Genomic DNA, 16,122 nt, shown 5'->3' with positions numbered 1-16,122 from the left:
ATTTACGATGAATGTCAATATGGTTAACGGAATTGATAACGCGCGTTTTTATTGACTTGGTTAAAAAAACGCGAACTGACATTTCCCGAAGATTGTGAAACAGTGCGAAAGCCCGTAACTCTTGAGTTGTGAACAATTAAAGCGACACAAAAATAGACTTTAAATAACCAATTTTATGATGTTCAATATCATAAAACTAAAGCGCAATGTGGTGTTTATAGCATGTGCAATTAGTCACGGAATAACACTAGGGGGAACTTCAGCAATGAAAAAGCGTGTAGCCTACATAATAATGACGGTCATGTTATTACTATTAACAATCGGACAAACGGTGATTCCAGCCTTTGCGGGGAGCACCAAGCAGAATGCGTCTGATGCAAGCCAACTCTCATCAACGATTGATTATTCAAAAGCGCTCTCTAATAGTAGTTCATTGTCAGAAGTTGTTGCCAATAGTCAAACATCGAGTCAATCGAGTGCAACGACAAGTTCAAGTCAACAATCGTCTAAGGCGAGTGTTAGTCAATCAACGACGAGTCAACCGGCGGCTAAAAAAACGACCAAGGTAGCAACTAGTCAATCGGTGATGATTAAACCTAAAGCGTTAACTGGTGATGCGTATCCTGATTTTTCACAGGCATTAAGAGGACAAGCTAATGTTGAATCGGTGGATGTAGTTAGTCCAACTCAAGAAATTGAATATCCCGATAATGCTTTTCCGAGTTATATACCCGGTGTTTCGGGACAGACGATTAGCAAGATTAGCAATCCTGATGGAACAACTAGTTCATTGGTTGGTACGAATGGACTTATTAGTGGGTCTTCTCTAAAAGGGGATGGCAATCAGTATATTCAGTACACAAAAGTAATGTCATATGTTGATGGACAAAAGAAACATCATTGGATTGATATTAAAGAAGAATTTGTCAAATTGGACAAACGTGGCTGGTATGGTGGTCTTACGAACTATCAGACTCCTTCTGGTTTTTCAGATAGTAAGTGGCGCTTCACAACGGGTTTAGGGGATAAAATAAATGGGGTTGTGATGCCGATGTTAGCAATCGGTAATACCTACAGCGCAACGGGTTTTTATCCACAAACGACAACAACTAATTCGGGAATTGCTGCTAAAAATCAAGAGCCGAATGATTTATATGATTTTAATCAACCTGTTCAAGTTAAGCTGAGCTTTACAGATAATGCGACGAAACAACCGATTGATATCTCTGGTTTCGTAACGGTCGCTGATTTAGATTTTCGGGATTATATTAAGTTTACTCCGGACAGCAATATTAAGAAAATTTACGTTTCTAATCAATCCGATTTAAAAGGGAGTACGACTGATTCATCAACGATTATTAATCAATATGGTAATTACCTTAAATATAGCGATGGAACAATTGCACTTCATAGTAGTCTTAATAGTGCTTCAAGTGGCGCGACTAATGGTGATGATAGTGCTAGTTTAGCGATTACGCCACAGACAACGGGAGCGATGGCAACAATCGTTTTTGAAAATACAAGCAGTTTGAATTATTTAATTAGTGATATACAAGAATTTGATTTCTTGCCAACCGCGCTAGTGCCAGTTGCTTTCTCCGCGCCAGCTAAGGATGGTGATGGGGACGAATATAATAGTAACTGGGATGATTCGAAGATTGAATATAACATGGTTACCACATTACCATATCGTGGGGGAGTTATCGAAGATCCGCAATCAACGACTGGCAAGACGATATCGACCTTTGTGCCATCAACTGAATTTAAACTGAGTGATGATTTAGATACTAATTTATCGACGACCAAGGCTGATGTTAAGGTGCTAGATCAGACTGGGGCAGATGTCACGGCTAACTTTGATATTAGTGTGACCGGCAATCAAGTAGTGGCGAATGCTAATTCGACTTTCTTAAATGATGAAACGAATTACGCGCAACCATATACGTTACAAATCGACACCACGGTTAATTCGGGGGCTGATTTAAGCGCCTATGAACAAGTCGATGCTAATGGTAAGACCTACGCGAAGATTCCGAATACGGGTAAGTTAACCGTTATTAAGAAGGCTGGCGCTGATGAAGTCAGCTACGACAGTAACGAAGCCTATGGTCATGTTGAAACGCCGAAAGTTGTTCAACAGAAAGCGACCGTTAAACAAGAAATTAAGAATGATAATGAAAGTACTTGGCACGATGATGAAACGGATGGTCAGAATGGCGACACGATTGATTATCGGTTCACGGTCGCTGCCGATGGTAACAATAGCGACGATTTATTGAAGGCTAAGATTCAAGATATTACTAATAATGACAGTGACTTAACGTTAGTTCCAGGTTCATTGAAGGTCCAAATTGGAGTGGATGCCGAAACTGATGGTAATGAAACGCAGTTCAACGATCATTTGACTGTCGCGGTGGGGGATATTCCAGCCGGAAAAACGGCAACGGTCACTTATCAGATGAAAGTTAAGAGTAACGAGGATAAAGATGTTACTAATGGCGGTAATTTATACGCGACTAACTTAGATAATGAAACGGATGCAACTCACCTTAAAGCCGCTAATCCAACGGTTCTTCATTTAACGAAACAAACAGCTGCTGTAGACACGTTAACGCAAACTGTTGAGAATATAACAGCTAAGACAGCCGCCGAGGACAAGGAAACAGAAGGTGGTCAAGATGACCAAATTCAATATGCCTTTACCGCACATGTTAAAGCTGATGCGGGTTCAACGTTGAAGGGTCTTACGTTGAAGACGCAGGAGAATGATGCAACTGAGAATTATACCGATGCTGATGGCGTCTTGAATGATGATGCTAAAGATACCGAGTATAAGGTTGTGCGAGCTGACGGAACTGACGAAGGATGGCAAACAGTCGATGCTGCTAACGTGACCGATGCAACTGGCAGCATTCAAATTAAATTACCAGCTGATCAAGCTACTTTAAGCAATGACGATACCGTTACTATTCATTATTCGAAATCAATTAAAACCGTTCCTGCGGAGAATAAGTATCTCTATAATGATGGCTCGGTTGGGGATGTTAAAGCGAATTACACAAGAATTAAGCCGTTATCAGACGGCAAGATTACGGTTCGCTACCTTGATCGTGAATCAGATATGGCTAGTCCAACGACCGTTAGTTCAGAAGTGACGTATGTTGGCAAGATTGGGACGAAATTATTAGATAGTACGACTAAACCGGATGCAACGGGATCGTCACCTAAGACGATTAGTGGTTGGACGGTTGTTGATTACACAGGAGATACCGATTTACCGAATGCTACTTACTATCAAGCAGCTAAGAACAATCCTGTATTTGCAGCAGGGGATCAAGTCATTACTTACCGTTATGAGAAGAAAGCAATTGGACTTAAGGTGCCAGCTCATTGGTACTTTGGTTCATACGGTCCGTCCGATACTGAACAGACTTATTATCTGAAGGCTGAAGATCAGGTCAACGGGAAGACGCAACCTTATGAATTACAAGTTCGTGATTATTACGGCGTCAATTCATGGAGTGTTGATGCGACCCAATCAACGCAATTCAAGACGACTGAAGATGTCAATGGCAATCGCCAAACCTTAACAGGTGCGCAATTACAATTCACGAACGGCACGGTCCTTGCGAATCAGTCAACGGGCAGTGATGCGGCTAATCCAACGACTAAGACTAAGGCGGCTGGTGACAAAGATACGTTAACGTCTAAGTCGAATTTCAATTTAGATGTTGGTAGTCCGTTGACCGGTATTATGAGTTACGAAAAAGCTGGTCATTACGCGGATGTTAACAATGGTGATGCTGACGACACGACCTATGATAACCCTGGGACTGGCGAATGGCATTATCAATTTGGTACGGATAGCACGAAAGACACGAGTATCGGATTACACGTGCCGTCAGGAACGAAACGTTATGAAGCAGATTATGCAACCACCATTACTTGGAACCTCAATTTAGTACCATAAGCACGATTACAGATAGAAAAGGGCTGAAAATCTTTTGAAAAAACTAATAACGCAACTCCTGTTAGGTACGTTGCTAGTCGTTGGCGGTTTAACCGCCACTAACCAACAAGTACAAGCGGCAACAAGCAGTGATGCTAGCAATACAGATTTTGAAGTAATTCCGTTGAAACCTGGGACACAGGTTGATACAACTAAGAACTATTACGATTTGAAGATTAAACCGGGTGAAACCGAAACGTTACAGATGCAAGTCAAGAATTACGCGGATCATAAGATTACAATTTATGCCGGTTTAGGGAACGCTTTTACCCAAAATGGTGGTGATATGTCCTTCAAAACAACGGCACCTGATGTGGATAGCTCGGTTAGTCCAAGTTTTACCTCAATTGCGACGATGCCGAAAAAATATGAAAAGATTGAACTCGCGGCACGTGAAGGCAAGAACATCACGGCGACCGTTACGATGCCAGAAGGTAGCCAACGTGGGATGATTTACGGTGATTGGCATTTTATCGAATATGCCAAGAATAAAAGTGACGTTAAGAGCCAGGGGCCTGGTGCTTCTAGTAATTATTCTTACTCTGTCGGGGTAGCCTTACATGGCACGAACTATAAGGTTTATCCAGAATTGAAATACGAAAAAGTTGAACCGATTTTGAATAATAGTCAACCGGCGATGTCAATCAATCTCAGAAATACACAACCGATGGCATTGAAGAGTGCGACGGTGAAAGCGGCAATTACCAAAGATGGTTTATTCAGTTCGAAACATGTCAATACAGTGACTGGTAAATCAATTGCGCCTAATTCAGTCATGCGGATGATTATTCCGTGGAATTTTGATCAATTGAAACCGGGTAAGTATACGGTCGATGTCACGGTTCAAGGGAACAACTTGTGGAATAAATTACCAATGACTTGGAAATTCAAGAAGCACTTTACGATTAAGAGTCAACAAGTGAAGAAGATTAATGCGGCTGCACTCAAAAAGCCCACTAATAAGTGGGCCTACGTCGCAACGGCAGCTGGGGTTTTAACAATCATCTCAGCAACCGCTTGGGTTAAATTAATTAAAATTGGTTAGCGATGTGAGCAGAAACATGCGGAAATTAATAACAATCATGATCAGTAGTCTCTTCTTGTTGCTAAGTTGCCAAACGGTCAACGCCAAGAAAGTTAAGATGCAAGAGGAGACACCGAACGTCACGTTCCAGATTTTACCGGAACTACCGAAAGATAATATCGGGGGAGTACATTCTGGTTACTTTAACTTAAAGCTGAAACCCAACAAAACGCGCAAAATTCGGATTAAAGTTTTGAATCCAACTGATAAGGCGTTAACGATTCAAACGCAAGTCAGTGATGGCACGATGGACAGTCAATTGCAACCGACCTATCTAACGCAAGGTTCAAAACAATTGTTAACCAAGAATCCGCTCAGCAAGCGAATTAACGTTGCGAAAAATGTTAAATTGGCTGCCGGGGCCGAGAAGTGGTTAACCGTCACGATTAAGGGTGGCGCGCGGTTTAAGGGGCAACAAGCAGCAGCGGTTAATTTAATTAGCCAGAGTGACAATCAAGGGGCCATTCGGAACCGTTTCGTTTATACCGTTGCAATTATCGGTAATGGTCAAAAAATTAAACAGTATCAAAAACTAAAGCCAGTCAAGATTGCGACCAAGCTTGTCGGTAAAAAACCGGCAATCGTCGTCGGATTAAAAAATCCTGATCCAACTTATTTAACTAAAGGAACGCTAAAAACAGAACTGGTAAATCAAAAATGGCATTTCTTTAGTTATCAAAATACCCATCGTCAGATGAAGGTCGTACCGAGTGTCGCGTTCAATAATAATCTATTCTTGGGCTCCAAGCGGTTAGTACCAGGTGTTTATCGGCTCAAGATTGATTTTAAGAGTTCGCAGTATCACGTTAAACGGTACCGCTACGTCAAGATTACGAAGCAACAAGCCGCGTTTATTAACCGTAACAATGCGGCGTACCTGTTGCATCGTAATCAGATTATCATCGGCGTCATCGTCGTGATTGTTTTAGTTGGATTAGTGGTTATTTATTTCATAAGAAAGAAGCGTGGCAAAATTGACAAAAGTATTAACTAACTTAGTTTCGCGATTCGGGAAAAAGAAAGTCAAGATTGGGGTCATCGCGATCACCAGTTTATTATTGATTCTCTTCGCATTCACGCTGTATTTGGCGATTCTGAATCATATCGCTTTCCAAAATTACACGAATGTAACGATGTAATTTTACGCACCATCTAAAAAAAGTTTATAAACATTTGTTGACATTATAGTCAACAAATGATATAATAAAAACGCGATTTATGCGTTAAAAAATCTAGGGAGGAATTTCAAATGAAATTCACAAAATTAACAAGCTCAGTATTAGCTGGGGCAACATTATTATCATTAGTAGCACCTGCAGCAACTTTTGCAGCAACACCAGAAGGTAGCACAGTTGCTAATGGCGGTACTGCTTTACCAATGGACGGCGGCCATGATACTAAAGTTGGTATCTCATTCGGCGAAAACAATCCTAACGGCAAAACTGGTTACTTACGTCTTCAATATGTACCTTACACATTAGATTTTGGTAATCATAAACTTGCTGGTACTAACTTTGATGCTAATGGTTTAGATACTGATAACGCTGAAAACAACGTTAGTGTTGGTTACACTGGTTCAGAAAACACTAAAGCAACTAACAAGACTGATACTTTCAAATCAGATGTTAGCGACCTTTCAGCATTTAACCCATCAGATGCTTCAGAAACTGCTACTAACAAACATGCTTGGGCAACAGTTGTCGACAAACAAAACATGGCGCTTGATGCTACTGACGCTACTGCTACTGCAGCACTTGCAGCCGGTGCTGATGGCAAGAATGGTACATGGGATTTGAAAGTTAAATCAAATGGTAAATTAACAGGGACTAAGACGACAGGCGCTTCTAATGGTGAAATCGCTGGTGCTGTCTTGAAATTAGACAAGACTGAATACGCTAATACTCAAGATGTCTTTGGTTTAACAGGCGAAAAACAAGATGCTGATTACCTTGGTGAAGGCGTTACTGGTAGCACGGCTATTAAAGGTTCAATCACACCAGAATCATCTGTTACGTTGAACTTAGATGATACTACAGGAGCTTACCAAACTGTTGCACATGCAGATGCTGAAAACGGCGCTGGTGCTAACGTCTTTGCTTGGAACCATGACAATATTACATTAACATTGCCAGCTGGCTCAGCAGTTCAAAACGATGTTTATACAACTAACTTATCATGGCAATTATCAACAGGTCTATAAAAAGACGCCTGTTGAAAATAGTTTAATCTAAGTTTAGGGACTTAGATCAACTCGTTTGATTAATTTTTAAAGAAGTGGTCGGTAGCTCGCCTCGAAACTTGCTAGCGACCACTTTTGTTACATAGCGGTTTTGATGTGTGGAAAGAATGAGGAAAAATAACATGGATAATAACGAAGGCGCCTATCGTAGTTTTCAAGAATGGTATCTCAAGGTGACGAAGCTGGAACAGAAGATGGATTTTATTGCCAGTCAATACGATGTCAATTACGGTCAATATTTAATCATGAAATATATAATTGTTGATCACTGCGATGAACCGACGTTGTTAGCCAATGCGTTTGGGATTTCGCGGCCAGCTGTTTCGCGGAAGTTAAACGTCCTCTATAAGAAGAACAAGATTGTCAAAAAACATAATGATCCAACTGATCAACGGAAAGTTCATCTGGTTTTAACGGCGGAAGGTAAATCTGATTTGGCCGCGATGGATCTGGGTTATCTCCAGTGGTTTGGTGAGGAGTTCATGGCCAATCAAGCAGTTGATTTGGCGGTGCTCCAAGAACAAACCGACCATGTACTAAATCAAATTCCGAGTCGTTAGACATAGAAAAAAGCCTGCCAGTGTGCAGGCTTTTTTTGTGTGGTTTGAATTTAAAAAACAAGCTATTTTGAGCTGTCACTCAGACTCTCTTGCAATAGGCCATCAAAGAAATGTTGAATCGAGATTTGATTACGCGGAACATCATTGTGGCGAATTTTTTGAATTTCAATCGAAACATTTTGATATTCAAAAAGGCTATTGGCGTATTCGAATAGAATTTCATTCTCGGGATATTCGTTGCACATTGCAGCTAAATTAGCGATTCCGATTCGGATGGCGCGACGAATCCGTTGGAACGTAATCTTTTTATTTTGTGGATCAAGTGAGAGGTCGCGTTCAAAATCAAGATTGGAAAAAGAGACGTTTTGTTCGATCATCACGCGAATAATGCGAATGATATCGGTATTGCCTTTTTCTGAGGCAATACCGAGAAAGCGCAATAGGGAATAAACCCGTTCGGTTTGAATCCGGTGTTGTGATTGGGGTTGTTTCAACGGGGTGGCAAAACTTGACGTGATTTTAGAAATTTCCGCCATTTTGATGATTAAATAGCGATAGGAAGCTACTAATCGGGTGACGTGTTGCACTTCAATTGGATTGAGTGGTTTTTCTAAATAAAAATCAATCCCTTGGCGGTAGGCGTCTTCTTTAATGCTTTGATTCCTAGCGGGGCCAATCATAATGATGTTGGGTTTAATGTGGACTGAATGCAAACGCTCAATCAGTTTGAGACCATCGGTGGGTGCGTCTTCATCACAATTAATGAGCAAGACGTCAACGCGCAGTTGTAAAAGATCATCGTAGGCGTTTTCGATAGTTGAATCGATGCCGACAATTGAATTGCTAAAATCGGACTCAATAATCGTCTGAAGTGTCGCGATATCGTGCGAATTGTTGCTAAGGATATAGAAATTCATGGGAATACTCCTTTTATTTGAAGTTATAAGAAGTTACTTGAATTTGCCAATTTATACAGCCCTTTCGTATTGAATATAGCAGAAAGTGCTGATAATCACAAATCAATTTATGAATGTATAAATATCTTGGATATTCATTCATCTATTGTTAATTCAATTTCAGGGGGTCATTAATATTTAAAAAAATTTTTTGATGCTGAGTGATCTTTAGGCGCGTTTTTTGAAAGCGGTTACTATGATAAGAGTGTAGTAAATATTAAGGAGGAACAATAATGGCATTTAATTTACGTAACCGTAGTTTTTTAACATTAGCAGATTTTAATACACGGGAGATGACCTATCTCCTTGATCTAGCGGCCAATTTAAAAGAGGCTAAATATACTGGTACTGAATCTAAGCGCCTTGAAGGTAAAAATATTGCACTTATTTTTGAAAAGAGTTCAACACGGACATTTTGTGCGTTTGAAGTTGGGGCTAAAGATGAAGGCGCTCACGTGACTTATCTAGGCCCTTCAGGCTCACATATTGGTTATAAAGAATCCGTTAAAGATACTGCCCGGGTTTTAGGCGGGATGTTCGATGGGATTGAATACCGTGGTTTCTCACAAAAATCGGCTGAAACCTTAGCAGAATATTCAGGAGTGCCAGTTTGGAACGGTTTAACCGATGAAGATCACCCAACACAAGTTTTGGCTGATTTCTTAACGGCTAAAGAAGTGCTTAAAAAAGAATATAAAGATATTAAATTCTCATTTGTTGGTGATGGCCAAGATAACGTCTCTAACGCCTTGATGTTAGGGGCCGCTGTTATGGGGATGGAATATCACGTTGTTACTCCTAAAGAATTGGAACCAACTAAAGAAGTCTTGGATAAAGCGAATGCAATCGCTAAAGAAACTGGTGCTAAAATCGTGGTTTCAAACGATGTTAAAGCCGGTGTTAAAGGGATGGACGTTGTCTATGCCGATGTCTGGGTTTCAATGGGCGAATCAGATGAAATGTGGCAAAAACGCATTGATCTTTTGACACCTTACCAAGTTAACAAAGAAGTCATGGCCGCAACTGAAAATCCAAATGCCATCTTCGAACATTGTCTACCTGCTTTCCATAATACTGAAACAGCAGTTGGTAAAGAAATTCAAGAAAAATTCGGTCTTTCAGAAATTGAAGTCACTGATGAAGTTTTCGAAAGCAAACAATCAGTTGTCTTCCAAGAAGCCGAAAACCGGATGCACACTATCAAAGCAATCATGGTAGCGACATTAGGCGACTAAGGAGGTTAGTCAGACATGTCAAAGATAGTTGTTGCCCTAGGTGGTAACGCATTAGGAAAGAGTTCTGCGGAACAATTAGAACTGGTTAAGCAAACTGCTGCGTCTTTAATCGGACTTGCTAACGCTAATAATCAAGTGGTTATTACGCATGGTAATGGGCCACAAGTTGGTCAGATTAATCTTGGTCTGAACTACGCTGCTGAAAATGGTAAAACCGCTGCGTTTCCATTTCCAGAATGCGGTGCGATGAGTCAAGGTTATATCGGTTATCAGTTACAACAAAGTTTACAAAACGAACTGCATAAACACTGGTTAGATAAACAAGTTGTGACCGTGATGACGCAAGTAGTTGTGGATCAAAACGATACTGCTTTCCAGAATCCAACTAAGCCAATCGGTGATTTCTATACGAAAGAACAGGCTGAACAGATTGAAAAGGAAAAGAAGCTGACTTTCGTTGAAGACGCCGGCCGTGGTTATCGGCAAGTGGTCCCTTCACCACAACCACAGAAAATCATGGAACTAGCCAGCATTAAGTCATTGCTTAACCAAGATGTCTTAGTGATTGCCGGTGGTGGTGGCGGTGTGCCCGTCACAATGTCTGATCAAGGGTTGCAGGGTATTCCGGCAGTCATTGACAAAGACAGCACCAGCGCGCTGTTAGCCGACAATTTAAAGGCCGACAAGTTGATTATTTTAACAGCGGTTGATTACGTCTATGTTAATTATAACCAACCCAATCAAAAAGCATTGAAATCAATAAGCGTTAAAGAAGCCAATGCTTATATTGATGAGAACCAATTCTCTAGTGGCAGTATGTTGCCTAAAGTGAAAGCCTGTCTTTCATTTGTTGCCGGTGGGCCTGACCGTGAAGCGATTATTACATCGCTTAGCGGACTCCAGGATGCATTAGCCGGGAAGTTAGGCACTGTCATCCACGATTAATCCCTAATTAAGTTAACCCATGTTACATCATTTATTTAGAATAGGAGTGTGATTGATTATGACACAAGCGATTCATGTTACATCAGAAATTGGGAAATTAAAGACCGTTATGCTACATCGACCAGGTCAGGAAATTGAAAATATTACCCCAGATTCAATGGAAAGATTACTCTTTGATGATATTCCTTATTTACCAATTGCTCAAAAGGAACACGATTATTTTGCACAAGTATTGAAGGATAAAGATATTGAAGTCCTCTATTTTAGCAAATTAGCGGCAGAAGCATTAGCAGACTCAGCTGTTCGTCATGAATTTTTGGAACGGATGATTGCTGAATCAGGTTATGCAGTTGGGATTACACATGATGCTTTACTAGAATATCTAGAAGCAATGGATCCACAAACTATGATTAATAGAATCATCGAAGGGGTTCGCGGTAGCGATATTCAACGGGACACAACTGATTTACAATCTGTATCTGAAAATACAGTTTGGCCTTTCTTGATGGATCCAATGCCAAATGCTTATTTCACAAGAGATCCACAAGCATCAATTGGTAATGGTCTTTCAATTAATAAGATGACCTTTGCTGCCAGAATGCGTGAATCATTAATTACTGAATATATTATGAAACATCACCCACGTTTTATGGGTCAAGTCGAAGTATGGCGTGATCGTAACCATGCAACTCATATTGAAGGCGGCGATGAATTAGTCTTAAGTGATCATGTCTTAGCAATCGGCATTTCACAACGGACAACCGCTAATGCCATCGAAGATATTACACGTAAGCTATTTGCAGATTCAGATTACGACACGGTAATTGCCATTAAGATTCCACATAATCACGCGATGATGCATTTGGATACTGTCTTTACAATGATTAATCATGATCAATTCACTGTTCATCCAGCTATTTTGAATGACGACGGCCAAGTTGATAATTGGGTTTTACATCCAGGTAAAGATGGTCAAGTCACGATGACCCACCACACTGATATTAAAGCAGTCTTAAAGAAGGCTTTAAATAAACCAGAAATTGATTTAATTCCAACCGGAAATGGTGATCCGATTGTAGCACCACGCGAACAATGGAACGATGGATCAAACACTTTAGCCATTGCCCCTGGTGAAGTGGTTACTTATGATCGAAACTATGTGTCAAATGATTTATTGCGCCAACACGGGATTTTAGTTCACGAAGTACTTTCGAGTGAATTATCTCGTGGTCGTGGCGGCCCACGTTGTATGTCTTGTCCAATTGTCAGAGAAGACTTGCATTAAAAAGAACATCAACAGCAAAAGTAAACTGGGGGATTAAATAGTCAACCGTTTACTTTTGTTTTTTTATTAATTAAAAAAGGAGTGAGCTAAAATGGATAATAAAAAGGGTATCAGTAAAGTGGGGTTAACTGCACTAATTGTTAGTTCCTGTATTGGGACCGGTATTTTTGGGATTACCAATTCGGTTGCATCCGCGGCGGCTGCAGGGCCAGCGCTATTGTCATGGCTCTTTGTCGGGATTGGTTTTTTATTCCTAGTCTTGTCATTAAACAACCTATCAGAAAAGCGTCCCGATCTTGAAGCCGGTATTTTTAGTTATGCAGGGGCTGGGTTTGGACCACTTGGCGAATTTATTTCGGGTTGGTCTTACTGGCTTTCAGCTTGGCTAGGGAACATTGCCTTTGCAACGATGTTAATGAGTGCGCTCGGGACTTTCTTCCCCATTTTTAAAGGGGGTCAAAATCTACCTTCAATTATTGTCGCGATTATCTTTTGTTGGGGTTTAACTTACTTAGTCAATCGCGGGGTCGAAAGTGCTTCGTTCATCAATACAATTGGGACTATTTTTAAAGTGATTCCATTAATTCTATTTATCATTATTGTCATTATCTTCTTTAAAGGCCAGATGTTCACAACGGATTTCTGGGGACAAGTTAGCAATAATTTCTCTGCTGGCACGACAACTGGCTCAATCTTCTCTCAAATGAAAGGGACGTTATCAACTTTGATTTGGGTCTTCATTGGGATTGAAGGGGCTTCAGTTATGGGCCACCGTGCTAAGAATCGGAGCGAAGCACAACAAGCGACGATTATTGGTTTTGTCTTATTACTACTAATTTACGTTATGATTTCAATTATCCCTTATGGGAATTTAACACGTGCGCAGTTAGCAGGGGCACAACAACCTGCATTGGGTAATAACTTGAAGTTAATCGTTGGTAACTGGGGCGCCGTTATTATCAATATTGGGTTAATCATTTCAACGATTATTTCTTGGCTATCATGGACCATGCTACCAGCTGAAACCACGATGCTGATTGCCAAAGATAAAGTGATGCCAGCTGCTTGGGGTAAATTGAATAGTAAGAAAGCACCGACGACTTCACTAATCATCACGGCTGTCTTACAAACAATTTTCCTATTCTCATTATTATTTACAGCTAAGGCGTATGATTTTGCTTATTCATTAGCTTCTGCAGCCATTCTATTCTCATATTTGTTTGTCGGATTATACCAAATGAAATTTAGTTGGAAACAGCATGAATGGGGTCAATTTGCAATTGGTTTGATGGCCGCACTATTCCAACTTTCTTGTATGCTATTATCCGGTTGGCAACAAGTTTTAATTGTATCAATTAGTTTCATTCCTGGTTTTATTATCTATTATATGAGTGTTCGTGAAAACAAACGGATTTTAACGAAAGCTCAGAAATATGCCATGAGTCTAATTTTGTTATTAAGTGTCGTTTCGATTTATTTAATCATCAACGGTACAATTGTTATTAGCTAGAAAATAAGCTGTGACAGAACTCAGGTATCAATTGAGTATCAAGTTGAAAAATCGACTATCCCGAATTAAGGATAGTCGATTTTTTGATTTGAACGGAAATTGATGAGTTCTGGCGCGCGTCGAAGAAGAATGTTCGTTTAATATCAGAATATTTAGATATATGTCACAGATTCAATACAAAAAACGGCCTATCCCAAAAGGATAGACCGTTTTTTGTGTTGCTGGTTTTTATTAGTTATTCAGCTGAGCGATTATTGGGCTTAGCAAAAATAGCAACGAGCATTAAGATGATTGAGACTAAACTCATGAACAAGAAGGTCATGTTAACGCCGTGCATTGGTGCTTGTGCGCCTAAAGTGGCGGTTGAATTTTTAGCAACGGTGCTCATGATGCTGACGAAAATCGCGGAACCGACCGCGCCGGCAATCGTCCGCAACGAGGTTAATAAGGCTGTCCCGTGCGCTGTCATGTGGACGTCGATGCCACTCATCCCCCAAGTGACTAGCGGCATCATCAGGCAACCAATGGCCAGACTCCGCAAGACGTTGAGTGCGGCGATTAGGATGAGAGAGGTTTTGAGTGTAATGAAAATCATGCCCACATTACTGATCAAGAGGACTAAAGCGCCGGCGATGAATAAGCGCCGCATCCCAAAGCGGTCATAAATTTTACCGGCAAAGGGACTCAAGATGGTCATGGCCAGTGAACCGGGGAGTGTGACTAAGCCGGAAGTCGTTGCCGAGAAACCCTTAATGGTTTGAATGAACAGTGGCAGGATAATCGAAGAACCCATCATTACGAAATACAATAACATACTACCGATTAAACTAATGACGAATACTTTATTTTGTAAAACGTGGAGATCTAAGAAGGGTTCTGGGCGTTTAAATTGGCGTTTCGCAAAGATGAACATCCCTAAAATGCCGAGAATCAACGGGCATAAAACGGGAAGTGAGACGAGTTTATAAGTCCCGATATTGCCAATCCCGAGTGTAATCCCGGCATAGGCAATCCCGCTGATGACAAATGATAGGGTGTCGAAATGTTTCTTGCTTGTGGGCAAAACGTCTTTAAAGACCATGAAGGCAAAAATGAGTGAAATCGCCATGATGACAATCGCGGCGATGAAAATCATCCGCCAACCGCTCGTATCGACTAAGATGCCGGCAATGGTGGGGGCAATTACTGGTGCAGCGCCGATTGATAACCCGTACCAACCCATGATTGTGCCCCGTTTTTCGAGTGGATACATTGTCAGTAGAATGACTTGGGCCATCGAAGTCAGAATCCCGTTCCCGCAGGCTTGCAAGACGCGGCCGAGCATTAAGACGACGAAATTTGGTGCGACCACGCAGAGCGCGAGGCCGGCGATGAACAGGCTAATGGCGGTTAAATAGAGTTTACGCGTTGGGAATTTAGTGATTAAAAAGGCGGTTAATGGCATCGTGATGCCCATCGCGAGTGAATAGCCGCTGGTCAACCATTGGCCGGTCGTGACCGAAATATGGAAGTCGACGACCATCGACGGGAGCGCCGTCGTCAGAGCCGTTGCGAGCATTGATGAGGCAATACAACTAATCAGAATATTGATAAAAATTGACGTTCTTTGTTTTTCGTTGACCATTTTAAACCATCCTTATAAGTAATAATGCCAGTTATTATGGCCTTTAGTAATATACGCCTATTTAAGCGGATTACAACCGATAAAATCGGTCATTTTGTCGGATTAATGGTATGATTTGGATAACGATCCGAAAGGTGGTGCGGCGGTGAATACTAAACAAAATCAACGGAAACAAGTCTCTAAAGATAAGATTGAAAAAGCTTTTTTAACGTTAATTCATACGAAACCCCTCAATAAAATTACGATCCAATCATTATGTACATTAGCGCAAGTCAACCGGACGACGTTTTACGCCCACTACGCCGATATTTACGCGTTAACCGAAACGATTCAAACTGGTTTACAACAGGAAATCCGGCTGATTCTAAAACCATTGGATCGACAAACGTACGCGAATATTGAATCGATTTTTGCACAATTGTTTGAATTTATCCAAGCGCACCGCGATTTTTACGGGATTTATTTGACGGATCATCAGTATTTTACGCCGCCAGATGCGCCTGTTATGCCAGCGCCCAGTAGTCGGTTCTACGTTGATGACGAACGGCACTACCATTTGCAATTTTTCATGGCGGGTTTTGGCGCGGTTGCGCGCGAATGGTTACGCAACGATTGCCAAGAAACCACTCAGAAGATGGCGGCCTTGATTTGTGATGAGTACCGGCGTTAAACCAC

Annotated in this window: 13 protein-coding genes; 11 read left to right on the top strand and 2 right to left on the bottom strand. The window is 41.1% G+C overall.

Annotation, left to right across the window (positions count from 1 at the left end):
• Positions 1 to 301 precede the first annotated feature (301 nt).
• From ACVPPQ_RS04100 to ACVPPQ_RS04075, 6 genes are all read left to right on the top strand, one after another.
• Positions 302 to 3,970 carry a WxL domain-containing protein gene (locus tag ACVPPQ_RS04100; RefSeq protein WP_463495892.1) on the top strand — a complete coding sequence of 1,223 codons (3,669 nt, stop codon included), beginning with the start codon at positions 302 to 304 and terminating at the stop codon, positions 3,968 to 3,970.
• Between the two features lie 34 nt (positions 3,971 to 4,004).
• Positions 4,005 to 5,054 (top strand): DUF916 and DUF3324 domain-containing protein, encoded by a 1,050-nt coding sequence (locus ACVPPQ_RS04095; protein ID WP_463495890.1) that lies wholly within the window; start codon positions 4,005 to 4,007, stop codon positions 5,052 to 5,054.
• A 16-nt stretch (positions 5,055 to 5,070) separates the two neighbouring features.
• Entirely contained in the window at positions 5,071 to 6,087 is a 1,017-nt protein-coding gene (locus tag ACVPPQ_RS04090; protein ID WP_463495888.1) for a WxL protein host-binding domain-containing protein, read from the top strand.
• Positions 6,068 to 6,232 (top strand): hypothetical protein, encoded by a 165-nt coding sequence (locus ACVPPQ_RS04085; RefSeq protein ID WP_463495887.1) that lies wholly within the window; start codon positions 6,068 to 6,070, stop codon positions 6,230 to 6,232. The genes ACVPPQ_RS04090 and ACVPPQ_RS04085 overlap by 20 nt, the downstream gene beginning before the upstream one ends.
• Positions 6,233 to 6,342: 110 nt before the next feature.
• Positions 6,343 to 7,293 (top strand): WxL domain-containing protein, encoded by a 951-nt coding sequence (locus tag ACVPPQ_RS04080; RefSeq protein WP_463495885.1) that lies wholly within the window; start codon positions 6,343 to 6,345, stop codon positions 7,291 to 7,293.
• A gap of 161 nt (positions 7,294 to 7,454) precedes the next feature.
• Positions 7,455 to 7,892 carry a MarR family winged helix-turn-helix transcriptional regulator gene (locus ACVPPQ_RS04075; protein WP_463495883.1) on the top strand — a complete coding sequence of 146 codons (438 nt, stop codon included), beginning with the start codon at positions 7,455 to 7,457 and terminating at the stop codon, positions 7,890 to 7,892.
• 62 nt (positions 7,893 to 7,954) lie between these two features.
• On the opposite strand, the gene ACVPPQ_RS04070 is transcribed toward ACVPPQ_RS04075, so the two are convergent.
• Entirely contained in the window at positions 7,955 to 8,809 is an 855-nt protein-coding gene (locus ACVPPQ_RS04070) for a DNA-binding domain-containing protein (RefSeq protein ID WP_463495881.1), read from the bottom strand.
• A gap of 272 nt (positions 8,810 to 9,081) precedes the next feature.
• On the opposite strand from ACVPPQ_RS04070, the gene argF reads away from it, so the two are divergent.
• From argF to ACVPPQ_RS04050, 4 genes are all read left to right on the top strand, one after another.
• Complete coding sequence (argF, locus tag ACVPPQ_RS04065; protein ID WP_463495879.1) at positions 9,082 to 10,083, top strand: ornithine carbamoyltransferase; 1,002 nt, start codon at positions 9,082 to 9,084, stop codon at positions 10,081 to 10,083.
• Between the two features lie 15 nt (positions 10,084 to 10,098).
• Positions 10,099 to 11,028 carry a carbamate kinase gene (gene arcC / locus ACVPPQ_RS04060; protein WP_463495877.1) on the top strand — a complete coding sequence of 310 codons (930 nt, stop codon included), beginning with the start codon at positions 10,099 to 10,101 and terminating at the stop codon, positions 11,026 to 11,028.
• Between the two features lie 58 nt (positions 11,029 to 11,086).
• Positions 11,087 to 12,313, top strand: coding sequence for an arginine deiminase (gene arcA, locus ACVPPQ_RS04055; protein WP_025082816.1), 1,227 nt, complete (start codon positions 11,087 to 11,089; stop codon positions 12,311 to 12,313).
• Between the two features lie 91 nt (positions 12,314 to 12,404).
• Positions 12,405 to 13,823: a basic amino acid/polyamine antiporter gene (locus ACVPPQ_RS04050; protein ID WP_463495875.1), complete on the top strand. Its 1,419-nt coding sequence runs from the start codon at positions 12,405 to 12,407 to the stop codon at positions 13,821 to 13,823.
• Between the two features lie 235 nt (positions 13,824 to 14,058).
• Here the strand turns inward: ACVPPQ_RS04050 and ACVPPQ_RS04045 are convergent, their stop codons facing one another.
• Positions 14,059 to 15,447 (bottom strand): MDR family MFS transporter, encoded by a 1,389-nt coding sequence (locus ACVPPQ_RS04045; RefSeq protein WP_463495873.1) that lies wholly within the window; start codon positions 15,445 to 15,447, stop codon positions 14,059 to 14,061.
• 145 nt (positions 15,448 to 15,592) lie between these two features.
• Between ACVPPQ_RS04045 and ACVPPQ_RS04040 the strand changes: the two genes are divergently transcribed.
• Complete coding sequence (locus ACVPPQ_RS04040) at positions 15,593 to 16,117, top strand: TetR/AcrR family transcriptional regulator (RefSeq protein ID WP_463495871.1); 525 nt, start codon at positions 15,593 to 15,595, stop codon at positions 16,115 to 16,117.
• The last annotated feature ends 5 nt before the right edge of the window (positions 16,118 to 16,122 follow it).

The organism is Latilactobacillus parafuchuensis, assembly GCF_055271665.1.
This window is presented reverse-complemented; position numbering and strand designations above follow the sequence as displayed.